Source organism: Aeromicrobium massiliense JC14, assembly GCF_000312105.1.
Taxonomy (GTDB): domain Bacteria; phylum Actinomycetota; class Actinomycetes; order Propionibacteriales; family Nocardioidaceae; genus Aeromicrobium; species Aeromicrobium massiliense.
The window spans coordinates 815,300-839,414 of sequence record NZ_HE978637.1 but is presented as its reverse complement, the minus strand read 5'-3'; the positions used below and the strand labels follow the sequence as shown (position 1 = coordinate 839,414).

At 71.6% G+C, this 24,115-nt stretch carries 19 protein-coding genes; 5 read left to right on the top strand and 14 right to left on the bottom strand.

What is annotated here, in order from left to right; all coding sequences use genetic code 11:
• The 4 genes from HGAM_RS18990 to uvrA are packed head-to-tail and all read right to left on the bottom strand — an operon-like array spanning position 1 to position 6,691.
• Positions 1-999 (bottom strand): gluconeogenesis factor YvcK family protein, encoded by a 999-nt coding sequence (locus tag HGAM_RS18990; protein ID WP_019145599.1) that lies wholly within the window; start codon positions 997-999, stop codon positions 1-3.
• The gene (gene rapZ / locus HGAM_RS11270; RefSeq protein ID WP_019145598.1) at positions 996-1,859 is read right to left on the bottom strand and encodes an RNase adapter RapZ; all 864 of its coding nucleotides are present in this window, start codon (positions 1,857-1,859) and stop codon (positions 996-998) included. Before rapZ ends, HGAM_RS18990 begins: the two co-directional genes overlap by 4 nt.
• On the bottom strand, positions 1,860-3,812 hold the full coding sequence (uvrC, locus tag HGAM_RS11265) for an excinuclease ABC subunit UvrC (protein ID WP_019145597.1): 1,953 nt from the start codon (positions 3,810-3,812) through the stop codon (positions 1,860-1,862).
• The gene (gene uvrA, locus HGAM_RS11260) at positions 3,812-6,691 is read right to left on the bottom strand and encodes an excinuclease ABC subunit UvrA (protein ID WP_019145596.1); all 2,880 of its coding nucleotides are present in this window, start codon (positions 6,689-6,691) and stop codon (positions 3,812-3,814) included. Before uvrA ends, uvrC begins: the two co-directional genes overlap by 1 nt.
• A 122-nt stretch (positions 6,692-6,813) precedes the next feature.
• On the opposite strand from uvrA, the gene HGAM_RS11255 reads away from it, so the two are divergent.
• Positions 6,814-7,470, top strand: a complete 657-nt coding sequence (locus HGAM_RS11255; protein WP_019145595.1) for an MBL fold metallo-hydrolase — start codon at positions 6,814-6,816, stop codon at positions 7,468-7,470.
• A 118-nt stretch (positions 7,471-7,588) separates the two neighbouring features.
• Here HGAM_RS11255 and HGAM_RS11250 read toward each other — a convergent pair whose 3' ends face one another.
• On the bottom strand, positions 7,589-7,942 hold the full coding sequence (locus HGAM_RS11250) for a hypothetical protein (protein ID WP_019145594.1): 354 nt from the start codon (positions 7,940-7,942) through the stop codon (positions 7,589-7,591).
• A gap of 44 nt (positions 7,943-7,986) precedes the next feature.
• On the opposite strand from HGAM_RS11250, the gene HGAM_RS11245 reads away from it, so the two are divergent.
• The gene (locus HGAM_RS11245; protein ID WP_019145593.1) at positions 7,987-8,757 is read left to right on the top strand and encodes a putative protein N(5)-glutamine methyltransferase; all 771 of its coding nucleotides are present in this window, start codon (positions 7,987-7,989) and stop codon (positions 8,755-8,757) included.
• A 37-nt stretch (positions 8,758-8,794) separates the two neighbouring features.
• Here HGAM_RS11245 and HGAM_RS11240 read toward each other — a convergent pair whose 3' ends face one another.
• Both HGAM_RS11240 and HGAM_RS11235 read right to left on the bottom strand, forming a co-directional pair.
• Complete coding sequence (locus HGAM_RS11240; protein WP_019145592.1) at positions 8,795-9,778, bottom strand: hypothetical protein; 984 nt, start codon at positions 9,776-9,778, stop codon at positions 8,795-8,797.
• Positions 9,775-11,082: a cytochrome P450 gene (locus HGAM_RS11235; RefSeq protein ID WP_019145591.1), complete on the bottom strand. Its 1,308-nt coding sequence runs from the start codon at positions 11,080-11,082 to the stop codon at positions 9,775-9,777. The genes HGAM_RS11240 and HGAM_RS11235 overlap by 4 nt, the downstream gene beginning before the upstream one ends.
• 91 nt (positions 11,083-11,173) lie before the next feature.
• On the opposite strand from HGAM_RS11235, the gene HGAM_RS11230 reads away from it, so the two are divergent.
• Entirely contained in the window at positions 11,174-12,598 is a 1,425-nt protein-coding gene (locus tag HGAM_RS11230; RefSeq protein ID WP_019145590.1) for an APC family permease, read from the top strand.
• A gap of 54 nt (positions 12,599-12,652) precedes the next feature.
• On the opposite strand, the gene HGAM_RS11225 is transcribed toward HGAM_RS11230, so the two are convergent.
• From HGAM_RS11225 to HGAM_RS11215, 3 genes are all read right to left on the bottom strand, one after another.
• The gene (locus HGAM_RS11225) at positions 12,653-13,627 is read right to left on the bottom strand and encodes a TerC family protein (RefSeq protein ID WP_020691616.1); all 975 of its coding nucleotides are present in this window, start codon (positions 13,625-13,627) and stop codon (positions 12,653-12,655) included.
• Positions 13,628-13,810: 183 nt separating this feature from the next.
• Positions 13,811-15,895: an excinuclease ABC subunit UvrB gene (gene uvrB, locus HGAM_RS11220; protein WP_019145588.1), complete on the bottom strand. Its 2,085-nt coding sequence runs from the start codon at positions 15,893-15,895 to the stop codon at positions 13,811-13,813.
• A gap of 61 nt (positions 15,896-15,956) precedes the next feature.
• Entirely contained in the window at positions 15,957-17,279 is a 1,323-nt protein-coding gene (locus tag HGAM_RS11215; protein WP_019145587.1) for an acetyl-CoA C-acetyltransferase, read from the bottom strand.
• 142 nt (positions 17,280-17,421) lie between these two features.
• Here HGAM_RS11215 and HGAM_RS11210 point away from each other — a divergent pair, with 142 nt between their 5' ends.
• Together HGAM_RS11210 and HGAM_RS11205 are read left to right on the top strand one after the other, a co-directional pair.
• Entirely contained in the window at positions 17,422-18,768 is a 1,347-nt protein-coding gene (locus HGAM_RS11210; protein WP_019145586.1) for a 3-oxoacyl-ACP reductase, read from the top strand.
• 1 nt (position 18,769) lies between these two features.
• The gene (locus HGAM_RS11205; RefSeq protein WP_019145585.1) at positions 18,770-19,651 is read left to right on the top strand and encodes a MaoC/PaaZ C-terminal domain-containing protein; all 882 of its coding nucleotides are present in this window, start codon (positions 18,770-18,772) and stop codon (positions 19,649-19,651) included.
• A 142-nt stretch (positions 19,652-19,793) separates the two neighbouring features.
• Here the strand turns inward: HGAM_RS11205 and HGAM_RS11200 are convergent, their stop codons facing one another.
• The 4 genes from HGAM_RS11200 to HGAM_RS11185 all read right to left on the bottom strand — a co-directional run bounded on the left by HGAM_RS11200 (position 19,794) and on the right by HGAM_RS11185 (position 24,036).
• On the bottom strand, positions 19,794-20,672 hold the full coding sequence (locus HGAM_RS11200) for an acyl-CoA thioesterase (RefSeq protein WP_019145584.1): 879 nt from the start codon (positions 20,670-20,672) through the stop codon (positions 19,794-19,796).
• Positions 20,669-21,562, bottom strand: coding sequence for a PAC2 family protein (locus tag HGAM_RS18985; protein ID WP_019145583.1), 894 nt, complete (start codon positions 21,560-21,562; stop codon positions 20,669-20,671). Before HGAM_RS18985 ends, HGAM_RS11200 begins: the two co-directional genes overlap by 4 nt.
• Positions 21,563-21,572: 10 nt before the next feature.
• On the bottom strand, positions 21,573-23,453 hold the full coding sequence (dxs, locus tag HGAM_RS11190) for a 1-deoxy-D-xylulose-5-phosphate synthase (protein ID WP_019145582.1): 1,881 nt from the start codon (positions 23,451-23,453) through the stop codon (positions 21,573-21,575).
• Between the two features lie 73 nt (positions 23,454-23,526).
• On the bottom strand, positions 23,527-24,036 hold the full coding sequence (locus tag HGAM_RS11185; RefSeq protein ID WP_019145581.1) for a flavin reductase family protein: 510 nt from the start codon (positions 24,034-24,036) through the stop codon (positions 23,527-23,529).
• Between the last annotated feature and the right edge of the window lie 79 nt (positions 24,037-24,115).

The following is a 24,115-nucleotide window of genomic DNA, read 5'->3' as shown; positions in this document are numbered from 1 at the left end:
CTACCACCTTCCGGTCGCCCCGCGACCCCTGTCGTCCAGCTCGTCGAAGATCCGCCGGAACGCTGCCGCAAGGCGCAGCGAGTCGTGCTGGTCGGACTGCGGCGAGGTCGCCACCGGCGTGCGCACGAGGCGGCCGCCGAGGCCCTTCACCATCGCGTCGAGACTACCGGTCTCGTCAACGACCCGGTCGTCGGCCAGCACGACGTCGATGTCGAGCTCGGGCGCGTGCGCCGCGAGCACCTCCAGGTGCGTCTCGGCGGTGAAGCCGTCGGTCTCCCCCGGCTGGTTGGCCAGGTTGAGCACCAGCACGCGCTTCGCGCTCGTGCGCACGAGGGCGTCGCGCAGCTCCGGGACGAGCAGGTTCGGGATGACGCTGGTGAACCACGAGCCGGGCCCGATGACCACGTCGTCGGCGGCGAGGATCGCCTCGACCGCCTCCGGGCACGCCGGCGGGTCGGACGGCTCGAGCGAGACCGACACGACGTCGCCGTCGGTGGACGCGACCTCGACCTGCCCACGGATCGTGGTGAGCTCGCCGGGCTGGTCGTGCATGACGACCTCGGCGGTGATCTCGATCGGCACCGACGTCATGGGCAGGACGCGGCCCTGGGCGCCCAGCAGGCGGCCGACGAGGTCGAGCCCCGCGACGTGGTCGCCCAGCCGCTCCCACACGGCGGCGATGAGCAGGTTGCCGACGGCGTGCCCGTGCAGCTCGCCCTCCGTCCGGAACCGGTGCTGCAGGACGTCGGCCCAGGTGCGTCCCCACTGGTCGTCGCCGCACAGGGCGGCCAGGGCCATGCGCAGGTCGCCGGGCGGCAGGATGCCGAGCTCGTCGCGGAGCCGGCCGGACGAGCCGCCGTTGTCGGCGACGGTGACGACGCCGGTCAGGTCGGTGGGCAGCAGGCGCAGCGCGGACAGGCTCGCGGCCAGGCCGTGGCCGCCGCCCAGGGCGACGACGCGACGGGCCCGCTGCGGCGGCAGCCGGCGGGTGGCGCTCACTCGCGTCCCAGGTCGCGGTGGACGACGAGCGTGGGGACGTTGTGCCGGCGCAGCCGGTCGGCGAACGCCTCGGCCATGGCGACGCTGCGGTGGCGTCCGCCGGTGCAGCCGATCGCGATGGTGAGGAAGTGCTTGTCCTCCTTGAGGAAGCCGTCGGTCAGGAACGCGACCAGCTCCTCGTAGCGCTCCAGGAACTCCTCGGCCCGCGGCTGGGACCGGACGTACTCGCGGACCGGGTCGTCCAGGCCGCTCAGCGGTCGCAGGTCGTCGACCCAGAACGGGTTGGGCAGGAAGCGCATGTCGGCGACCATGTCGGCGTCGATCGGCAGGCCGTACTTGAAGCCGAACGAGACGACCGACGCGCGCAGGCCGCCGGACTCCGGGTCGTGGAAGGCGGCCCGCACCCGCGAGGCCAGCTGGTGGGTGTTGAGGTTCGTGGTGTCGATGACGACGTTCGCGCGGCCGCGCCAGGAGCGCAGCAGCTCGCGCTCGCGGGCGAAGCCGTCCATGAGGCGTCCCTCGCGGCTGAGCGGGTGCGGACGGCGGGCGGCCTCCTGCCGGCGCACCAGCACCTCGTCGGCGGCCTCGAGGTAGAGCACCAGCGGGGTGACGCCGGAGTCGCGCACCGACTCGACCGCCTCGAACAGCTCACCGAAGAACGGGCCCGACCGGGCGTCGACGACGACGGCGAGACCCACGAAGCCGTCGAGGTCGCGGGCGGTGCGCACGACGTCGGGCAGCAGGGCGGCGGGCAGGTTGTCGACCACGTAGTAGCCGAGCTTCTCGAGCGTCTTCGCCGCGGTGCCGCGCCCGGCGCCGGTCATGCCGGTCACCAGCACGAGCTCGTCGAGCCGGGCCATCTAGTCCTCCAGGATCTCGCCGGTGGCGGTGTTGACCGCGACCGTACCGGACGCCGCCTGGGCGTCGCCGTCGTTCAGGGCGGCATGGATCGCCGCGGCGGTCGCCGGGCCGATGCCGGGCACCGCGGCGAGCTCGTCGACGGACGCCTGGCGCATCGCCTTGACCGAGCCGAACGTCTTCCGCAGCGCCTTGATGCGCGTCGGGCCGAGGCCGGGGACGGCGTCGAGCTCGCTCACCACCATCGACCTGCTGCGCCGCTGACGGTGGTGCGTGATGGCGAAGCGGTGGGCCTCGTCGCGGACGCGCTGCAGCAGGTACAGCCCCTCGCTGGTGCGCGGCATGATGACCGGGTCCTCGTCGTCGGGGACCCAGACCTCCTCCAGCCGCTTGGCCAGGCCGCACAGGGCGACGTCGGAGATGCCCAGCTCGTCCATGGCCTGCTGTGCGGCGGCGACCTGAGGCGGGCCGCCGTCGACGACGACGAGCGCCGGGGCGTAGGCGAACTTCTTCGGCTTGCCGGTCTCGGGGTCGATGCCGGAGGCGTCCGCCCCCTCGGCCCGGGCCTTGAGCAGCCGCTCGAACCGCCGGGTGATGACCTCGTGCATCGCGGCGACGTCGCTCTGGCCCTCGTGCCGGATCGTGAACCGGCGGTACTCGGACTTGCGCGGCAGGCCGTCCTCGAAGACGACCATGGACGCGACGATCTCGGTGCCCTGGAGGTTCGAGATGTCGTAGCACTCGATGCGCAGCGGCGCGGTCGGCAGGCCGAGCGTCTCCTGGATCTCCTCCAGCGCCTGGCTGCGGGCGGTCAGGTCGCCGGCGCGCTTGAGCTTGTGCCGGGCCATGACCTGCTTGGCGTTCTGGCCCACGGTCTCGAGCAGCCGCTTCTTGTCGCCGCGCTGCGGCACGCGCAGCGTGACCGGGCCGCCGCGCAGCTCGGCGAGCAGCGACTCCAGAGCCTCGACGTCGGCCGGCACGGCCGGGACGAGCACCTCGCGCGGGATGCCGGCGGGCGCGGCGTCCTGGTAGAGCGCCATGACGGCCCGCTCGACGAGCTCGGGCAGCGGCGCGTCGTCGGCCCGGTCGGCGACCCAGCCGCGCTGGCCGCGGATGCGTCCGCCGCGGACGTTGAAGATCTGCACGGCGACCTCGAGCGGGTCGAGCTCGAAGCCGAGCACGTCGGCGTCGGTGCCGTCACCCAGCACGACGGTCTGCTTCTCCAGGACGCGGTTGAGGGCGCCGAGGTCGTCGCGGTACTTGGCCGCGAGCTCGTACTCCTGCTTGCCGGCGGCGTCGCGCATCTTGCGCTCCAGCTCGCGGGTGAACCCCGCGGTCTGGCCGCCCATGAAGGACATGAAGTCCTCGACGATGTCGCGGTGCTCGTCGGCGTCGACCCGGCCGACGCACGGGGCGGCGCACTTGCCGATGTCGCCGAGCAGGCACGGACGTCCGATGGCACGGGCCCGGCGGAACACGCCGCCCGAGCAGGAGCGCATCGGGAAGACGCGCAGCAGCGTGTCGACGGTGTCGCGGATCGCCCAGGCGTGGCCGTAGGGCCCGAAGTAGCGCACGCCCTTGCGCTGGGCGCCGCGCATGACCTGCACGCGCGGGTACTCCTCGCCGACGGTGACCGCGAGCCACGGGTAGGACTTGTCGTCGCGGTACTTCACGTTGAACCGCGGGTCGAACTCCTTGATCCAGGTGTACTCGAGCGCGAGCGCCTCGACCTCGGTGCCGACGACCGTCCAGTCGACGCCGGCCGCGGTCGTCACCATGCGCCGGGTGCGCTCGTGCAGGCCCGCCAGGTCGGCGAAGTACGAGTTCAGCCGCTGGCGCAGCGACTTGGCCTTGCCGACGTAGATGACCCGGCCCTCGGCGTCGCGGAAGCGGTAGACGCCGGGGTCGGTCGGGATCTCCCCCGGCCGGGGCCGGTAGGTCGCCGGGTCGGCCATCAGCCGACCGGGACGCGACCGCGCTCGAGCAGCGGCGCGAGGAAGCGTCCGGTGTGGCTGTCCGGCGAGGCTGCCACCTTCTCCGGCGTGCCGGTGACGACGACCTGGCCGCCGCCGCTGCCACCCTCCGGACCCATGTCGATGATGTGGTCGGCCGTCTTGATGACGTCCAGGTTGTGCTCGATCACGATGATCGAGTTGCCCTGGTCGACCAGGCGGTGCAGCACCTCGAGCAGCTTGCGGATGTCCTCGAAGTGCAGGCCGGTGGTCGGCTCGTCGAGCACGTACATCGTGCGGCCGGTGCTGCGGCGCTGGAGCTCGGTGGCCAGCTTGACCCGCTGCGCCTCGCCGCCGGACAGCGTCGTGGCCGGCTGGCCCAGCCGGACGTAGCCCAGGCCGACCTCGACGAGCGTCTTGAGGTGACGGTGGATGACCGTGATCGGCTCGAAGAACTCCGCGGCCTCCTCGATCGGCATGTCGAGGACCTCGGCGATCGTCTTGCCCTTGTAGCGGACCTCGAGCGTCTCGCGGTTGTAGCGCGCCCCGCCGCAGACCTCGCACGGCACGTACACGTCGGGCAGGAAGTTCATCTCGATCTTGATCGTGCCGTCGCCCGAGCAGCCCTCGCAGCGTCCGCCCTTGATGTTGAACGAGAACCGGCCCTGCTGGTAGCCGCGCATCTTCGCCTCGGGCGTCTGCGCGAACAGCTTGCGGACGTGGTCGAACACGCCGGTGTAGGTGGCCGGGTTCGAGCGCGGCGTGCGGCCGATCGGCGACTGGTCGACGTGGATGATCTTGTCGAGCTGGTCGGTGCCCTCGATCGTGCGGTGCCGGCCGGGGATGGCCCGCGCCTTGTAGATCGAGCGGGCCAGCGACGTGTAGAGGATGTCGTTGACCAGCGTCGACTTGCCCGAGCCGGAGACGCCGGTGACGGCGACCAGCTGGCCGAGCGGGAACTTCACGTCGACGTTGCGCAGGTTGTTCTCGCGCGCGCCGCGCACGACGAGCTCGCGGCCCTTCTGGGCCGGGCGCCGCTTGTCGGGCACGGGGATCTCGAGCCGTCCGGACAGGTACTTGCCGGTGATCGAGTCGTCGCTGGACAGCAGCTCGTCGACCGGGCCGGACACGATGACGTTGCCGCCGCGCTCGCCGGCCCCGGGGCCGATGTCGACCGCCCAGTCGGCGGCGCGGATGGTGTCCTCGTCGTGCTCGACGACGATGAGCGTGTTGCCCAGGTTCTTCAGCCGGACGAGGGTCTCGATCAGTCGCTCGTTGTCGCGCTGGTGCAGGCCGATGGACGGCTCGTCGAGCACGTAGAGCACTCCGACCAGGCCGGCGCCGATCTGCGTGGCCAGGCGGATGCGCTGGGCCTCGCCGCCGGACAGCGTGCCGGCGGCACGGTCGAGCGACAGGTAGTCGAGGCCGACGTCGAGCAGGAACCGCAGCCGGGCGTTGATCTCCTTGAGCACCTGCGCGGCGATCTGCTTCTCGCGGGAGGTCATCTCCAGGCCGGCCAGGTACTCCGACGCCTCACGGATCGACAGGTTCGAGACCTCGGCGATGTTCTTCTCGCCCAGCTCGGGGTTCTCGACCGTCACCGCGAGGATGACCGGCTTGAGCCGGGTGCCCTGGCAGGTCGGGCAGGCGACCTCGCGCATGAAGCCCTCGTAGCGCTCCTTGCTCGCCTCGGACTCGGTCTCCTCGTGGCGGCGCTCGATGTAGCCGATCGCGCCCTCGAAGGACGTGTAGTACGAGCGCTCGCGGCCGTACCGGTTGCGGTAGCGGACGTGCACCTTGGTCGGGTGCCCGTGCAGGAGCGCCTTCTGGACGTCCTTGGCCAGCCGCTCGAACGGGGTGTCGAGGTCGAAGCCCAGCTCCTCGCCCAGCGCCTGCAGGATGCGGCCGAAGTAGTCGCTGGACTGGGTGTTGCTCCACGGCGCCAGCGCGCCCTCGGCGAGCGTCTTGCCGGGGTCGGGGACGACCAGCTCGGGGTCGACCTCGAGCCGCGTGCCCAGGCCGTGACAGACCGGGCAGGCGCCGAACGGCGCGTTGAACGAGAACGAGCGCGGCTCGAGCTCGTCGACGGCGAGCGGGTGGTCGTTGGGGCAGGCCAGCTTCTCGCTGAACCGGCGCACGCGCTGCGGGTCGTCGGCCGGCAGGTCGACGACCTCGATGAGCACCAGGCCGTCGGCCAGGCCCAGCGCGGTCTCGACGGAGTCGGTGAGCCGCTGCTTCTGGGTCGGCTTGACCTGCAGCCGGTCGACCACGACGTCGATGGTGTGCTTCTTCGTCTTGGCCAGCTTCGGCGGCTCGTCGGCGAGCATGTGGGTCTCGCCGTCGACCACGACGCGGCTGAAGCCCTGCTGCTGCAGCGAGCGGAACAGCTCGAGGTACTCGCCCTTGCGACCGCGGATGACCGGCGCGAGCACCTGGAAGCGGGTGCCCTCGTCCATCGTCATGACGCGGTCGACGATCTGCTGGGGCGTCTGCTTGGAGATGCGCTCGCCGCACTCGGGGCAGTGGGCGCGGCCCGCGCGGGCGAACAGCAGGCGCAGGTAGTCGTGGACCTCGGTGATCGTGCCGACGGTCGAGCGCGGGTTGCGCGAGGTCGACTTCTGGTCGATCGACACCGCGGGCGACAGGCCCTCGATGAAGTCGACGTCCGGCTTGTCCATCTGGCCCAGGAACTGGCGCGCGTACGCCGAGAGCGACTCGACGTAGCGGCGCTGCCCCTCGGCGAAGATCGTGTCGAAGGCCAGCGACGACTTGCCCGAGCCGGACAGGCCGGTGAAGACGATGAGGGAGTCGCGCGGCAGGTCCAGCGAGACGTTCTTGAGGTTGTGCTCGCGGGCGCCCTCGATGACGAGGCGGTCGTTCACGCGGCTCCTGAGGTCAGAGGTGGTGTGGGACATCACCGAGCCTAACGACGCCCACCGACAAGAACATCCCGACGCCGGTCGCGAGGTGACCGGACTCACCGTCCCTGGCCTATCGTCGGGCCATGACGTACACCGGACAGGTCAGCGTCGGGGGTCCCGCGGACGTGCGCGAGCTCGCCGACCTCACGATCACCAAGCTCGCCGTCGGCGAGATGAGCAACAACGCCTACCTGCTCGAGTGCCGGTCCACCGGCAAGCGGCTGCTGGTCGACGCGGCCGCCGAGCCCATGAAGCTGATGGAGCTGGTCGGCAGCACCGAGGCGCTCGACGGGATCGTCACCACCCACCGCCACCCCGATCACTGGGCCGCGCTCGACGAGGTCGTGAAGGAGACCGTCGCGCGCACGTTCGCCGGCGCGGACGACGCCGACGGCATCCCCGTGCCGACCGACGTCCGGCTGGCCGACGGCGACACGCTGCGCTTCGGCGAGATCGGGCTCGAGGTGATCCAGGTCGTCGGCCACACGCCGGGCTCGATCGTGCTCGTCCACCGCGGCTCCGACGGCAGCACGCACCTGTTCACTGGCGACTCGCTGTTCCCCGGCGGGGTCGGCAAGACCTGGTCGAAGGACGACTTCGCTCGCCTCGTCGACGACGTCGAGACCAAGCTCTTCGGACGTTTCGACGACGCCACCTGGTTCTACCCCGGCCACGGGGACGACTCGACGCTCGGCGCCGAGCGTCCGCACCTGCCCGAGTGGCGGGAGCGCGGCTGGTGAGCCACCCGCCGGGTCGGCGGTGACCTGGCGTCCACCGACGGCGCGCGGCGGTGAGCCTGCGTCCACCGGGCGCCTCGCCGTGGACGCAGGCTCACCGCCCCACCGGGGGCACGCGTCCTCAGCCGCCGTAGGTGAGGCGCAGGTCGTTGAACAGCAGCTGCGACACCCGGTGGGCCATCGCCGACGAGATCGGCCCGTCCGGCGGCTCCGGCGAGAGAAGAACGACGCGCAGCCGCGTCTGCGCACCGGCCCGCGAGAGCTCCAGCCGCACCTGGTCGTCGGGTCGGTCGGGCCACAGCGACGACCAGACCACCAGGGTCGGAGCCACCGACTCGAGCACCCGCGGCGTCGTCTCACCGGCCTCGAGCACCATCCACGGCCGCGGCCCCTCCGTCCGCGGGTCCACGAGGTCGGCCCAGACCACGTGCGGGGGCGGCGGCAGCGTCTTCGCTCGCTCGGCGTGCTCGATCACGGGCACACGCTAGGCCCGCCACCGGGTCGCCGTACGGTTCTCGCGTGAGCGATGCGCTGGCGGAGCGGCTCCGGACCGCGGGCTGCGTCTTCGCCGAGGACGAGGCGCTCGTGCTGCGCGAGTCCGCCGCGGACGACGCCGAGCTCGATCGGATGGTCGTCCGTCGCGTGGCCGGTGAGCCGCTGGAGGCCGTGGTGGGCTGGGCCTCGTTCTGCGGGCTCCGCGTGCTCGTCTCCCCCGCCGTCTTCGTGCCGCGTCGCCGCACCGAGCTGCTCGCCGAGCAGGCCCTCGACCGGACGCGCTCGGGATCGACGGTGGTCGACCTGTGCTGCGGCACCGGGGCCGTCGGCCTGGTCGTCGCCACGCACGTGCCCGGCGCCCAGGTGCACGCGGCGGACGTCGAGCCGGCCGCGGTCGCCTGTGCCCGGCGCAACCTCGAGCCGCTCGGGGCCGATGTCCACGAGGGCGACCTCTTCGCCGCGCTCCCCCCGTCCCTGCGCGGCCGGGTGGACGTGCTGGCGGTCAACGCCCCCTACGTCCCGACCAGCGCGGTGGCGCTCATGCCACCCGAGGCCCGCGACCACGAGCCGCTCGTGGCGCTCGACGGCGGGACGGACGGCCTGGACGTCCACCGCCGGGTGGCGGCCGAGGTGTCCGGGTGGCTCTCCCTTGACGGCGTCGTGGTCGTCGAGACCAGCGTGGCCCAGGCGCCCGGAACCGCGTCGCTGCTGGAGCGTGCCGGCCTGGTGCCCGCGGTCGTGCACGACGAGGAGCGCGACGCCACCGTGGTCGTCGCCACCCACCCCGGCCGGTGAGTCCTGGTCACTTCAGGCACCCGAAGGTGACCGCCACTCACCGCTCGGCGGTGGTGGCGTCCTGACGGGCGGCGGCGTAGACGGCGTGGACGGCGACGGCCCGCTCGAGCTCCTCGGAGACCGAGGAGAAGAACTGCTCGCGGTACGTCGCGTCCGTGACCGCGTAGACCGTGAAGTAGAGCCCGGCGAACGCGGCCAGGAAGACCGACACCTGGAACAGCTCGTTGCTGACCGGCACGCTCGCACCGAGCGACGGCAGGTCGGTGACCGGCGCGCCCGTCCAGGACTCGACGGTCGCGTCGGGGATCGCGAGCAGCCCGAACGCGACGAAGAAGCCCAGCAGCAGCACGGCGAGGAGCAGCACCTGGACCGCCTGGTTGAACAGCAGCACCAGCACGAGGTTCACGCGCGCGAACCGGGGCAGACCGGCGGACGTCGCGCCGGGCCCGGCGAGCGCCGCGGCGGGCGTGCCCGCACACAGCTCGACGAGCCGCTCCCCCGACGCGTCCCGCTCGACGCCACGCACCTCCTCGGGCAGCCGTACGAGCAGGAACAGCACCGCGACGGCCGCGAACGCGAGCACCGCCAGCCACAGCCGCGGGCGGGGCATCAGCGCAGCGACCTGCCAGACCTCGGCGTTCACGAACAGGAAGGTGACCGCGAGCAGCAGCAGCGGCAGGGCCCGGGTCAGCAGCGGCACCATCAGCCCGAGCGAGCCGAACGTGCGGCGCACCGCCCAACGAATCATCGTCGTCATGCGCAGCAGCCCGCCCGCGTAGCCGCCGAGCAGCACGAGGAAGAGCAGCACACCGACGGTGGTGCCCCACTCGGTGCCGGCGCGGTGGCCGACCAGCCAGCCCGCCCCCACCGACACGGCCAGCACCAGGACGAGCGACGCCAGGATGCGCCGGCTCGACAGCCACGACTCGACCCGGTCGGCGTGGTCGCCGACGAAGTAGGGCAGGCCCTGGGCCTCGAACCAGCGCTCGACCGCGCGGACGTCGGTCGTCGCGGCGCTCACGTGACCGGCGTGCGGGCCGGGACGCCCAGGTGCACCGGCAGCTCGTCGACGCCGTAGACGAACGACATCTGCCGGAAGCTCATCTGCGACTCCGGCACGGACAGTGCCAGGTCGGGGAAGCGGCGGAGCAGCTTCGGGAACAGGATGCGCAGCTCCATGCGGGCCAGCTCGGCCCCGATGCAGCGGTGCAGACCGTGGCCGAAGGCCAGGTGCCCGCTGGCCGGGACACGGAACGGGTCGAACTCCTCCGGGGCGGGCCCAGCGGACGCCGGGTCGCGGTTCGCGCCGCTCAGCGAGGCGATGACGACGTCGCCGGCCTTGATCGGCTGGCCGAACAGGTCCATGTCCTGCTTGGCGAAGCGCGGGAAGGCGACCTGGACGACGGACAGGTAGCGCAGCAGCTCGTCGACGACGCGGTCGACGTCCTCACGGCTCCCGTCGCGGACGAGCGCCGCGTACGCCGGGTCGCGCAGGAGCACCATCGTGCCCAGGCTGATCATGCCCGCGGTGGTCTCGAAGCCGCCGGTGAAGATGCCGTCGGCCAGCCCCGCCAGGTCGGCGTCGGAGATGGCGTCGCCCTCGCGCTCGAGGATCTGGCCGATGAGGCCCGGACCCGGCTCGAGCCGCTGGCGGGCGACCGCCTCGAACAGGAACTCGCGCTGGGCAGACACGGCGCCGAACGCGGCCGCGGCGCCGCCGGTGGCGTCGAACCGAGTCGTGGCCAGCTTCATGAACACGTCGCGGTCGTCGTAGGCCAGGCCGAGCAGGTCGCAGACGGTCTGGAACGGCACCGGGAACGCGACCTGCGAAGCGAGGTCGGCGGTCGGGCCGACCTCCTCCATCGCGTCCAGGGCGTCGTCCACGATGCGCTCGATGAGCGGCTCGAGCCGGGCCAGGCGGCGCATCGTGAACTCCGGGGTCACGAGCTTGCGCAGCCGGGTGTGCAGCGGCGGGTCGGTGAAGCCCAGGCCGCCGATGTCGTCCTTGGTCGCCGGGCCGTCGCCGAGCAGCAGGTGCCGGATGTCGTTGCTGTAGCTCGTGGTGTCGGTCAGCACGGCACGCGCCTCGTCGTGCCCGGTGACCAGGTAGAGCGTGAAGTCGAACGGCATCTCGAGCACCTTGAGCGGACCGGCCTCGCGCCACTGGGCGATCTGCGGCTTGGGATCGGTGCCGTCGCGCTCCAGCGGGATGCGGGTCTGCTCGGGGATCACGGTGATGCTCGAGAGGTCGATGCCCTTCTTCTGGATCCGGCGCACGAGGAGGCGCGCGACGAGCCGCTTGATCCAGGACGACGAGGTGACCACGGGCTTGAAACTACTACGCGCTCTTGCGCGGGACGGACATCAGCACGAGTCTGGACGCAACTTTCAGCCCCATCCACCGGAGGCGAGCGACATGGCGGTCCACGACGAGGCACCCGCGCAGGGCGCCGACCAGCACGAGCTCAAGCGGGTGATGGGACCGGGCCTGCTGCTGCTGTTCATCATCGGCGACATCCTCGGCACCGGCGTCTACGCCCTGACCGGACAGGTCGCGGCCGAGGTCGGCGGAGCCGCGTGGCTGCCGTTCATGGTGGCGTTCGCCGTGGCCCTGCTGACCGCGTTCTCCTACCTGGAGCTGGTCACGAAGTACCCGCAGGCCGCCGGCGCCGCGCTGTACGTGCACAAGGCGTTCGGCATCCACCTGGTCACCTTCATGATCGCGTTCGCGGTCATGAGCAGCGGGATTACTTCGGCCTCCACCGCGGCACGCGCGTTCGCGTCGAACCTGGCCGTCGGCATCGGTTGGGAGGCCGGCGACACCGGCATCCTGCTCGTGGCCCTGGGCTTCATGGCGCTGGTCGCCGCGGTCAACCTGCGCGGCGTCAGCGAGAGCGTCAAGGCGAACGTCGTGCTCACCCTGGTCGAGCTGTCCGGCCTCGCGCTGGTCATCGTGGTCGGCCTGTGGGTCGTCGCCGGCGGCGACGCCGACTGGGGCCGCGTGGTCGCCTTCGACACCCCGGACGACAAGAACGTCTTCCTGTCCGTCACGACCGCGACGTCGCTGGCCTTCTTCGCGATGGTCGGCTTCGAGGACTCGGTCAACATGGCCGAGGAGTGCAAGGACCCGCACCGCATCTTCCCGCGGATGATGCTGACCGGCCTGGGCATCGCCGGGCTCATCTACGCGCTCGTGGCGATCTGCGCGGTCGCGATCGTGCCGGTCGGCGAGCTGGCCGCCACCGACACCCCGCTCGTGCTCGTCGTCGAGCGCGGGGCGCCGGACTTCCCGGTCGACGACGTCCTGCCGTTCATCTCGATGTTCGCGGTCGCCAACTCCGCGCTCATCAACATGATGATGGCCAGCCGGCTGCTCTACGGCATGGCGCGGCAGGACGTGCTGCCGCGCTCGCTCGGCAAGGTCAGCAAGCGCCGCACCCCGTACACCGCGATCGCGTTCACCACGCTGCTGTCGTTCGCGCTCATCGCGTACGTCTCGTACGCCAGCGACGACGCCGTGGCGGTGCTCGGAGGCACGACGTCGCTGCTGCTGCTCGCGGTCTTCGCGGTCGTCAACATCGCCGTGCTGGTGCTGCGTCGCGACCCGGTCGATCGCGACCACTTCCGCACCCGGGTGCCCGTGGCGCTGCTGGGGGCGGCCAGCTGCCTGTACCTCGTGACGCCGCTGTCGGGTCGCGACGGACAGCAGTACGAGGTGGCGGGCCTGCTGCTGCTCCTCGGCCTGCTGCTGTCGGTGCCGGTCTACCTCCACCGACGGCGCCAGGGCGAGCGGATGGAGCTGCGCGACCCCGAGGACATCCCGCCGCACCAGATCGACTGAGGACGCCCGTCGGCCCCGGTCCCTGCGTGGGACCGGGGCCGACGCGCGTGCGGCTCAGGACTGCGCGCGGTCCTGCTTGCGCGTCTTCATGAGGCTCAGCACCGCCGTGACCACGAGGGTCACGATGATGACGCCGAGGCTCAGCAGCGTCGGGATCTCGGGCACCTTCACGTGCTCGCCGCCGTTGATGAACGGCAGCTCGTTCTCGTGCAGCGCGTGCAGGACGAGCTTCACGCCGATGAAGGCCAGGATGAACGCCAGGCCGTACGACAGGTAGACCAGACGGTTCACCAGGTCGCCGAGCAGGAAGTACAGCTGGCGCAGGCCCATGAGGGCGAACACGTTGGCCGTGAAGACCAGGTACGGCTCCTGGGTGAGGCCGTAGATGGCCGGGATCGAGTCCAGCGCGAACAGCAGGTCGGTCGTGCCGAGCGAGATGATCACCAGCAGCATCGGCGTGTAGAGCCGCTTGCCGTTCTCGCGGACGCTGAGCTTGAGGCCGTCCCAGCGGTCGGTCATCGGCAGGCGCTTGCGGGCGAACTTCACGACCGCGTTGTCGCCGTCGGTGTCGTCGTCGTGGTTGCCCACCAGCTTGTACGCGGTGAACACCAGGAAGGCGCCGAAGATGTAGAACACCCACGAGAAGTTGTTGATCGCGGCGGCGCCCAGCGCGATGAAGATGCCGCGGAAGATGAGGGCCAGGATGATGCCGACCATCAGCGCTTCCTGCTGGTACTTACGCGGCACCGAGAAGCTGGCCATGATGATGATGAAGATGAACAGGTTGTCGACGGACAGGCTGTATTCGGTCAACCAGCCGGCGAAGAACTGCACGCCGTAGTCGTGACCGTGGTACGTCCAGGTCCAGATGCCGAAGGCGATGGCCAGGCCGACGTACACCGACAGCGCGGTGGCGCACTCCTTGAGCGTCGGCTCGTGCGGGTTCCGCGCGATGACCACCACGTCGAACAACAACACAGCGACGGTCACCGCGATGGTGATCGTCCATTCCAGAGTGGAAACGTCCACTGATCCTCCGGTCGTCTACAGGCGTCCGGAGGTCTCTTCCGCCACCGGGATCGGTGACCCGCAGCACCGGGGAGCACTGGACGGCTCCCGTGATGACGACACTGCGGCGAAGGAATACTCCCCTCCGCGGGACATTCTGTCAGGCGCGCCCACGTCGCACGCGATCGGACGGCTCCGGGTGGCTCACACGCCGGCGTCGATCATGCCCCGCAGCTCCTTCTTGAGCTCGTGGACCTCGTCGCGCAGGCGGGCCGCGACCTCGAACTGCAGGTCGGCCGCCGCGGCGTGCATCTGGTCGTTGAGCGACTCGATGAGCTGGGCCAGCTCGCCGGCCGGGCGGTCGGCCAGCGACTTGGTGTGCTGGCCCAGCGGCACCGGGGCGCCCTTGCGCCGCTTGTCGCCCGTGGCGGCGAGCAGCGCGGACGTGTCGGCGTCCTCGCGCGCGAGCATGTCGGTGATGTCACCGATCTTCTTGCGGAGCGGCTGAGGGTCGACCCCGTGCGCGCGGTTGTAGGCCTGCTGCTTCTCGCGCCGGCGGTTGGTCTCCTCGATCGCGTCGGCCATCGACGCCGTGATCGTGTCGGCGTACATGATCACCTGGCCCGACACGTTGCGCGCCGCGCGGCCGATCGTCTGGATGAGCGACCGGTTGGAGCGCAGGAAGCCCTCTTTGTCGGCGTCGAGGATGGCCACCAGGCTCACCTCGGGCAGGTCGAGGCCCTCGCGCAGCAGGTTGATGCCGACCAGGACGTCGTACTCGCCCATGCGCAGCTCGCGCAGCAGCTCGACCCGGCGCAGCGTGTCGACCTCGCTGTGCAGGTAGCGGGTGCGCAGGCCGGCCTCGAGCAGGTAGTCGGTGAGGTCCTCGGACATCTTCTTGGTCAGCGTGGTGACCAGGACGCGCTCGTTCTTCTCGACCCGGCCGCGGATCTCGCTGATCAGGTCGTCGATCTGACCCTTCGTCGGCTTCACCACGACCTCCGGGTCGACAAGTCCGGTGGGTCGGATGATCTGCTCGACGACGTCGCCGCCGGACTTCTCCATCTCGTAGTTGCCGGGGGTGGCCGACAGGTAGACGGTCTGGCCGATGCGCTCGAGGAACTCGCCCCACTTGAGCGGGCGGTTGTCCATCGCGCTGGGCAGCCGGAAGCCGTGCTCGACCAGGGTGCGCTTGCGCGACATGTCGCCCTCGTACATCGCGCCGATCTGCGGGATCGTCACGTGCGACTCGTCGACCACGAGCACGAAGTCGTCGGGGAAGTAGTCGAGCAGGCAGTTCGGGGCCGAGCCCGGCGGACGTCCGTCCATGTGCCGGGAGTAGTTCTCGATGCCCGAGCAGGTGCCGATCTGCTGCATCATCTCCAGGTCGTACGTGGTGCGCATGCGCAGCCGCTGGGCCTCCAGGAGCTTGCCGTCGCGCTCGAGCTCGGCGAGCCGGTCGGCCAGCTCGAGCTCGATGCCCTTCATCGCGCGCTCCATGATGTCGCTGCCCACCGCGTAGTGGGTGGCGGCCCCGACGTAGAGCTCCTGGTCGTCGCTGAGCACCTCACCGGTGAGCGGGTGCAGCGTCATGAGCCGCTCGATCTCGTCGCCGAAGAACTCGATGCGGACGGCCATCTCCTGGTACACCGGGAAGATCTCGACGGTGTCGCCACGCACCCGGAAGGTGCCGCGGGTCGCGGTGACGTCGTTGCGGACGTACTGCGCCTCGACCAGGGTGCGCAGCAGCTCCTCGCGGGGGTACTCCTCGCCGACCTTGAACCCGAGCATGCGGTTCGTGTACTCCTCGGCCGAGCCGAGGCCGTAGATGCACGACACGGTGGCCACCACGATGACGTCGCGGCGGGTCAGCAGCGACCACGTGGCCGAGTGGCGCAGCCGCTCGACCTCCTCGTTGATCGAGGAGTCCTTCTCGATGTAGGTGTCGGTCTGCGGGACGTACGCCTCGGGCTGGTAGTAGTCGTAGTACGAGACGAAGTACTCGACCGCGTTGTCGGGGAACAGCTCGCGCAGCTCGTTGGCGAACTGCGCCGCGAGGGTCTTGTTGGGCTGCAGGACGAGCACCGGCCGCTGCAGCTTCTCGGTCATCCAGGCGACGGTCGCCGTCTTGCCGGTGCCGGTGGCACCCATGAGGACGACGTCCTGCTCGCCGTTCTTGATCCGCTGCTCGAGGGCCGCGATGGCGGTGGGCTGGTCGCCCCCGGGCTGGAAGTCCGAGACGACCTTGAACGGCGCGACCTGGCGCTTGAGCTGGGAACGAGGCCTCATGCCACCGAGCCTACGGTCCCCCTCCGACAGGCACCCGTCGTCGGGCCACCCGGCCCGGCCGTCAGGCCTCCAGGATGGCCACGACGCCCTGCCCGCCGGCCGCGCAGATGGAGATCAGGCCGCGGCCCGAGCCCTTCTCGTGCAGCAGCTTGGCCAGGTTGGCGACGATGCGTCCGCCGGTCGCGGCGAACGGGTGCCCGGCGGCGAGCGACGAGCCCTTGACGTTCAGCCCGGTGCGGTCGATCGAGCCGAGCGGCGCGTCGAGGCCGAGGCGCTCCTTGCAGAAGATCGGGTCCTCCCACGCCTTGAGCGTGCTGAGCACCTGCGAGGCGAACGCCTCGTGGATCTCGTAGAAGTCGAAGTCCTGCAGCGTCAGGCCCTGGCGCTCGAGCATGCGCGGGACGGCGTAGGCCGGAGCCATGAGCAGGCCCTCGTGGCCGCCGACGTAGTCGACCGCGGCGGTCTCGTAGTCGACCAGGTACGCGAGCGGCGTCCAGCCGCGTCGCTCGGCCTCCTCGTCGCTGGCCAGCAGCACGACGGACGCGCCGTCGGTGAGCGGCGTGGAGTTCGCGGCGGTCATCGTGGCCGCCTCGCCCTTGCCGAACACCGGCTTGAGCTTGGCCAGCTTCTCCACCGACGAGTCCGGACGCAGGTTGTTGTCGCGCTCGAGCCCCTGGAACGGCGTGACCAGGTCGTCCTGCCAGCCCTCGTCGTACGACTGGGCCAAGTGGTGGTGGGAGGCGACGGCCAGCTCGTCCTGCTCCTCGCGGCCGATCTGCCACTCGACGGTGGTCAGCGCCTGGCTCTCGCCCATGGACAGGCCGGTGCGGGGCTCGGAGTTCTGCGGGATCGACGGCGCGAGGTCCTGCGGGCGGATCTTCACGAGCGCCTTGAGCCGGCCCTTGACGTCCTTGGCCCGGTTGGCGGCGAGCAGGTGCTTGCGCAGGCGCTCGCCGACGGCCAGCGGGGCGTCGGAGGTGGTGTCGGTGCCGCCGCCGATGCCGGACTCGATCTTGCCCAGCGCGATCTTGTCGGCGACGTCGATGATCGCGCGGATGCCGGTGTCGCAGGCCTGCTGCACGTCGTGCGCGGGAGTGTCGGCCGAGAGCACCGAGCCGAGCACCGACTCGCGCGCCAGGTTGAAGTCGCGCGAGTGCTTGAGCACCGCGCCGGCCACGACCTGGCCGACCCGCTCCCCCTCGAGCCCGTAGCGGTGCGCCAGCCCGTCGATCGCCGCGGTCAGCATGTCCTGGTTGGACGCCTCGGTGTACGCGGTGTTCGAGCGGGCGAACGGGATGCGGTTGCCGCCGACGACGGCGACGCGGCGCACCGAGGGCGCGAGCGCGGACGCGGTGGAGGACTGCGGGGCGTTCTTGGCGGCCATGTTCTCTCCTGCTGGGTCGACTCGGGTCGTGCGGTCCGGACGGTCACGGCACACTCGCGGTGTGGACGACGCCGTGGCATGAGGCTATCGTTCCGGACCAGATCCAGATACCGATGGTATGCGAGATGAAGGAACCCGTCGAATGAGCGACCGTTACCAGGCCTTGGCCCACTCCCCCGTCGGCAAGCTGCTGGTCAAGAACCTCGGCCTGCCGAACCCGCCGTACCTGGACCGCTGGAGCCCCGGCGATCCCACGGTCAAGGGGACGGTCCTGGTCGGCGCCGCCCCGGGCAGCGTCCTGGGCGACCGGGTCGGCGCCGCGCTGACCACGCTCGGCGTCACCGCCACGGGCTCGTTCGCCGAGGGCGAGCGCTACAAGGGGCTGCTGTTCGACGCCACCGGCATCGACTCGCCCGAGGGGCTGGTCGAGCTGCAGCGCTTCTTCACCCCGGTGCTGCGCAGCGTGTCGTCCAGCGCCCACGTCGTGGTGGTGGGCCGCCTGCCCGAGCAGGCCGGCAGCACCGGTGCCGCGATCGCCCAGCGCGCCCTGGAGGGGTTTACCCGCTCGCTCGGCAAGGAGATCGGCAACGGCGGCGCGGTCAACCTGGTCTACGTCGGCGACGGCACCGAGGACTCCTTCGCCTCGACCGTCGGCTTCCTGCTCTCGCCGCGCTCGGCGTTCGTCTCGGGCCAGGTCGTCCGGCTCGGCACCACGACGCTGACGGCGGCCGACCCGGTCACCGACCCGGAGCGTCCGCTGGCCGGCAAGGTCGCGCTCGTGACCGGCGCGTCCCGCGGGCTCGGCGCCGCGATGGCCCGGACGCTGCACCGCGACGGTGCGACCGTCGTCGGCCTCGACGTCCCGGCCATGGCCGACGACCTCAAGAAGCTCGCCGACGAGCTCGAGGGCGGCTGGCTCGCGCTCGACATCACCGTCACGGACGCGCCGCAGCGCATCGCGGCGTACCTGAAGGAGCACCACGGTGGCGTGGACGTCGTGGTGCACAACGCCGGCATCACCCGCGACAAGCGGCTCAAGAACATGAAGCCGGAGAGCTTCGCACTGGTCGTCGACATCAGCGTCGGCGCCCCGCAGCGCATCACCGAGGAGCTGGTCTCGCAGGGGCTTATCCGGCCCGGCGGCCGCGTGCTGGGCGTCTCGTCCATCGCCGGCATCGCGGGCAACTCCGGCCAGACGAACTACGGCGCCGCCAAGGCCGGCGTCATCGGCCTCGTGCAGGACCTCGCGCCGCGGCTCGCCGAGCAGGGCGTCACCGTGAACGCCGTCGCCCCGGGCTTCATCGAGACCGACATGGTCAAGACGATGCCGCTGGGCATCCGCGAGGCCGGCCGCCGGCTGAGCTCGATGTCGCAGGGCGGCCTGCCGATCGACGTGGCCGAGACGGTCGCCTGGATCGCGCACCCGGGCTCGTCCGCGGTGTCCGGCAACGTCGTGCGGGTGTGCGGCCAGAGCCTGCTGGGCGCCTGACGTGACGCGCCGGCTGTACGAGAAGCCCCCGGCGACCCTGCCGCTGTACGGCCGGGCGGTCCTGCCCGCCCTGCCGGGCGTCGGCTCCCTGCCGGGCGTCAAGCACGCCTCCGACGGCGTGCCGGACGTCGTGCTGGAGCGCAAGAACGTCTCGGCCGACCCGGCGCACCTGCGGGCGTACCGCGAGGTGTGCGGGTTCGGGCTGCGCGACACCCTGCCGGCGACCTATCCGCACATGCACGCCTTCGCGCTGCACCTGGCGCTCATGACCGACACCCGGTTCCCGTTCGCGCCGATGGGGCTGGTGCACCTGCGGAACACGATCGTCCAGCACCGGCCGATCGGCGTCACCGAGCCGCTGTCGGTGGCGGTGCACGCCGAGGGGCTGCGCCCGCACCCCAAGGGACGTCTCGTCGACCTCGTGACGGTCGCCCGCACCCGCGGCGAGACGGTGTGGGAGGAGACCACGACGCTGTTCGCGCGCGGCGCCGGACGCGGCCCGGAGGAGGCGGCCCCGCTCGAGGGCGTCGAGCCGCCCCCCGGGGTCGTGCAGTGGCGGCTCGACGGCGGCCTGGGCCGTCGCTACGCGGCGGTGTCGGGCGACCGCAACCCCATCCACCTGCACCCGTGGACGGCCAAGGCGTTCGGCTTCCCGAGCAACATCGCGCACGGCATGTGGACGAAGGCCCGCTGCCTGGCGGCGCTGGAGAACCGGCTGCCCGGGGCGTTCCGGGTCGACGTCGAGTTTCGCAAGCCCGTGCTGCTGCCGACCACGGTGGTGCTGGGCTCGGCCCCCGGCGAGGGCGGCACGATCGACTTCGGCGTCCGCGGCGAGCGGAAGCCGGTCACGCACCTCGTCGGGCGCGTCACGCCGCTCGACTGAGCCGGTCCACCGCTGGCTGAGCCGGTCGGAGCCCCTTCGACAGGCTCAGAAGGCGGGCGGCGGGCTCAGGAGGCGGGCGGCCGGCTCAGGGGCCGGTCGGGGGCCAGGGGCCGGTAGGGGCTCAGGGGCCCGAGCGGGCGGCTCAGGAGCGCGGGGTGATGGGGCGGATGAGCCCCTCCTGCGCCGCGCTGGCGACGAGGCGTCCCTGCTGGTCGAAGATGCGGGCCGTCGACAGGCCACGGGCGCCGGACGCGGACGGCGAGTGCTGGTCGTACAGCAGCCACTCGTCGGCCCGGAAGCGGCGGTGGAACCACAGCGTGTGGTCGAGCGAGGCCGGCATGATGCTCGGGTCGCCGATGACCTTGCCGTGCGGCACCAGCGAGGCACCGAGCAGCGTCAGGTCGCTCATGTAGGTGAGTGCGTTGACGTGCAGGCGCGGGTCGTCGGACGGCAGCGGCGACGCGGTGCGGAACCAGAACCGCTGGACGGCCGGCTCGCGCTCGCGCATGGGGTCGTCGGCCGGACGGTCGTCGCCGACGTAGCGCAGGTCGATCGCGCCCCACTGGGACTTCCACTGCTCGCCCTGCTCGGGGTCGAGCAGCTTGACGATGTCGGCCAGCGGCGTCGCGTCCTCGGGCGCCATGACCGGCGGCATCGCGTCGTGGTGGTCCAGGCCCGGCTCGTCCTTCTGGAACGAGGCGGTCATGTAGAAGATGATCGCGCCGTGCTGGCGGGCGGCCACGCGCCGCGTGCGGAAGGTGCGGCCGTCGCGGACGTTCTCGACGTCGTAGACCACCGGCACCGTGGCGTCGCCGGCCAGGATGAAGTAGGCGTGGAAGGAGTGCACGAGGCAGTCCTCGGGCACCGTCAGCTGGGCCGCGGCCATCGCCTGGGCGGCGACGTGACCGCCGTAGACGCGGTCCGGACGGCTCGGGTTGGCCGGCGGGAAGCCGCGGAACAGCCCGACCTCCAGCGGCTCCAGGTCGAGCAGGCGCAGCAGGTCGTCGACTCCGGAGCTCATTCCTGGTCCTCCTTGCGGATCTTGGCCAGGAACTGCTCGAACTGGTCGGCCAGCTCCTCGCCGGTCGGCAGCTCCTCGTCGTGCGCGAGCAGCGAGTCGGCGGCACCGCGGGTGAACGCGTCGTACTGCTGCTCCAGCCCGCTCAGCAGCGCGCCGCCGTCCTGCTCGTCGATCTGCTTCTGGATCTCGACGAGCGTCTCGGACTGCTGGCGGCGCAGGTCGTCCAGGTCGACGGTGAGCCCGGTGCGGGCCTCGAGCGCGTCGAGCAGGGCGATGGCGGCGGTCGGGTACTCGATCTGGGCCAGGTAGTGCGGCACGTGGACGACGTAGCCGGCGGCGTCGAGCCCGCGCTCGCCGAAGCGCAGCTCCAGCAGCGACGCGGCGGACGACGGCACGTTGACGGTGCCCTGCCACAGGTTCTTGCGGTCGACCAGCGACGGCTTGGTGCCGTGCGAGGTGAGCACCAGGGGGCGGGTGTGCGGGACGCCCATCGGCACCGCACCCAGGCCGAGGGTCAGCGACACGTCCCAGCGGTCGACCACGTCGGCCAGCTCCTCGATGAACGCCTCCCAGTGGAAGTCCGGCTCGGGGCCGGCCAGCAGCAGGTAGGGGTGACCGTTGACGTCGTGCTCGAGCACGACGTCGAGCCGGGGCTCGTCGTACTCGGCGTAGTGGTCGGCCTTGAACGCCATCAGCGGGCGACGGGCGCGGTAGTCGTAGAACTCGTCGACGTCGAAGCTGTGCAGCACCTGCCCCTCGCCGCTGGACAGCGCCTGCGCGGCGAGCCGGGACGCGGACCCCGCCCCCAGGAAGCCGTCGAGGGCATGGATCAGGACCGGACGCTCGGTGTACGGACGCTCGGGGCGTCGCTTCTCACGGAACCACTTCATCGTCAATGCCTCAGGACCCGGAGGTATTCCGGCCGAGCCGGCGCAGGGTGTCGGACGCGACCGCGTCGGGCGTGAGGCCCAGGCGGCCGAGCACGACGTCGCGCTTGGCGTGGTCGAGGAACTCCTGGGCGACAGCGTGCACGGCGACCGGGGTCGCGATGCCGGCATCCTGCAGCGCGGCGGTGATCGAGGCGCCGACGCCCCCGACGCGTCCGTTGTCCTCGAACGTGACGACGAGCTCGTGCTGCGCGGCGAGGTCGAGGATCGACTGGTCGACCGGCTTGACCCAGCGCGGGTCGACGACGGTGACCCGCACGCCCTGCTCGCGCAGCAGCGCGGCGGCCTTCTCGCCGGCGTGCGCGAACGAGCCGACGGCCACCAGCAGCACCTCGGCGTCGTCGTCGCGGCTGAGCACGTCGGTGCGGCCGACCCGGTCGATCGCGGGCAGGTCGTCGGGCACGGCGCCCTTGGCGAAGCGGACGATCGTGGGCGCGTCGTCGACGGCCACGGCCTCGCGCAGCAGCTCGCGCAGGCGGGCGCCGTCACGCGGGGCGGCCATCTGCAGGCGCGGGACGAGCTGGAACAACGACATGTCCCACATGCCGTTGTGACTGGCGCCGTCGTCACCGGTGACGCCGGCGCGGTCGAGCACGAAGGTGACGCCGCAGCGGTGCAGCGCGACGTCGAGCAGCACCTGGTCGAACGCGCGGTTCAGGAAGGTCGCGTAGACCGCGACCACCGGGTGCAGCCCGGCCATGGCCATGCCTGCGGCGCTGGTGACCGCGTGCTGCTCGGCGATGCCGACGTCGAACACGCGGTCGGGGAACTTGTCGGCGAAGGCGTCCAGGCCGACCGGGTAGAGCATGGCCGCGGTGATGCCGACGACGTCGTCGCGCTCGTCGGCGATGCGCACGACCTCGTCGCGGAAGACCGACGTCCAGCCGACCGGGGCGACCGTGGTCGCGTCGCCGGTGAGCCGGTCGAACGGGCCGGACTGGTGCATCTGGTCGTTCTCGTTGGCCACGGCGATGTCGTAGCCCTGGCCCTTGGTGGTGATGACGTGGACGAGCACGGGGCCGCCGAAGTTGCGCGCCAGCGTCAGCGCCTGCTCGAGGGCGGCCCGGTCGTGCCCGTCGACCGGGCCGAGGTACTTGAGCCCGAGGTCCTCGAACAGGCCCTGCGGCGCGAAGGCGTCCTTGACGCCCTTCTTCATGGCGTGGAGCGCCTCGTAGGCGGCGCTGCCGACCGTGCCGCCGCGGCTCAGCCGCTCCTTGACCGCGCGCAGCGTGGGCTCGTAGCGCGGGTTGGTGCGGATCTGGGCCAGCTTGTTGGCCAGGCCGCCGACGGTCGGGGTGTACGAGCGGCCGTTGTCGTTGACCACGACGACCAGCCGGCGGGTCTGGTCGGCGGCGATGTTGTTGAGCGCCTCCCAGGCCATGCCACCGGTGAGCGCGCCGTCGCCGATCACCGCGACGACGTGGTCGTCGCTGCCTCGCAGCTGGTTGGCGCGGGCCATGCCGTCGGCGTACGACAGGCTGGTGGACGCGTGGGAGTTCTCGACCCAGTCGTGCTCGGACTCGGCCTGCGAGGGGTAGCCCGACAGGCCGTCCTCCTGGCGCAGTCGCTCGAAGCCCTCGGCGCGGCCGGTGAGCATCTTGTGGACGTACGACTGGTGGCCGGTGTCCCAGATCATCCGGTCGCGCGGGGAGTCGAAGACCCGGTGCATGGCGATGGTCAGCTCGACCACCCCGAGGTTCGGGCCGAGGTGCCCGCCGCTGCGCGCGACCGAGACGAGCAGCCGCTCGCGCACCTCCGCGGCGAGCTCGGTCAGCTCGGCGTCGGTCAGCCCGGCGAGGTCGGCGGGGCCCGTCAAGCGGTCCAGGACGCCCATCCGATCTCCTTCTCCCACGTTGCCCGACGACATTGGGCCAGTCTACCGACGGGTCGGCTGGCGGCCCGGTCGCCTATGTCCGGTACCGGCCACGCAGGTGGACGAGCGGGTCGCCCTCCCCCACGGCCACGTGCTCGACCGTCCCCTCGACCAGCAGGGCCCAGCCGGCGTGCCGCCGCGGGGCCGGGTCGAGCCGCACGCCGAGGTGCCCGACGGCGTCCACGAGCCGGGGCCCGTGCTCGCCGTCGGCCCACTCGCCCTGCGTGAACGGGCCGCCCGGGGCGGGAGCGAGGCCGGCGAAGACGTCGGCCAGGAAGCGGTGCCGCTCCCCCAGCACGTTGACCGTGACGAGCCCGCTGTCGTCGAGCACGTCGGCCAGCTCGGAGTCCTCGTCGACGAGGCCCAGGACGCGCGCCGGGTCGCCGTCGGCGACGAGCAGCGACGAGATCGTCAGGCCCGCCCGGTCACGTCCCGCGCCGGTCGTCCACACCGTCACGGGGGCCGCCAGCCGGCCGCGCAGGCGGCGCAGCGGGTCGCGGTCGCCCTCGCCGGGCACGAACGGGTGGTCGGTGTGGATCGTCACGCTCTCACTCTCCCCGGAAAGCGCTGAGGGTGACGTCCCGTACGGCGGCATCGGCGTGTCGCGTACGGAACGTCACCCT

Coding starts and splice junctions, on each gene's coding strand:
- rapZ (WP_019145598.1), bottom strand. CDS start 1,859: ATGGCCCGGCTCGACGAGCTCGTGCTGGTGACCGGCATGACCGGCGCC.
- uvrC (WP_019145597.1), bottom strand. CDS start 3,812: ATGGCCGACCCGGCGACCTACCGGCCCCGGCCGGGGGAGATCCCGACC.
- HGAM_RS11255 (WP_019145595.1), top strand. CDS start 6,814: ATGACGTACACCGGACAGGTCAGCGTCGGGGGTCCCGCGGACGTGCGC.
- HGAM_RS11230 (WP_019145590.1), top strand. CDS start 11,174: ATGGCGGTCCACGACGAGGCACCCGCGCAGGGCGCCGACCAGCACGAG.
- uvrB (WP_019145588.1), bottom strand. CDS start 15,895: ATGAGGCCTCGTTCCCAGCTCAAGCGCCAGGTCGCGCCGTTCAAGGTC.
- HGAM_RS11215 (WP_019145587.1), bottom strand. CDS start 17,279: ATGGCCGCCAAGAACGCCCCGCAGTCCTCCACCGCGTCCGCGCTCGCG.
- HGAM_RS11210 (WP_019145586.1), top strand. CDS start 17,422: ATGAGCGACCGTTACCAGGCCTTGGCCCACTCCCCCGTCGGCAAGCTG.
- HGAM_RS11200 (WP_019145584.1), bottom strand. CDS start 20,672: ATGAGCTCCGGAGTCGACGACCTGCTGCGCCTGCTCGACCTGGAGCCG.
- HGAM_RS18985 (WP_019145583.1), bottom strand. CDS start 21,562: ATGAAGTGGTTCCGTGAGAAGCGACGCCCCGAGCGTCCGTACACCGAG.
- dxs (WP_019145582.1), bottom strand. CDS start 23,453: ATGGGCGTCCTGGACCGCTTGACGGGCCCCGCCGACCTCGCCGGGCTG.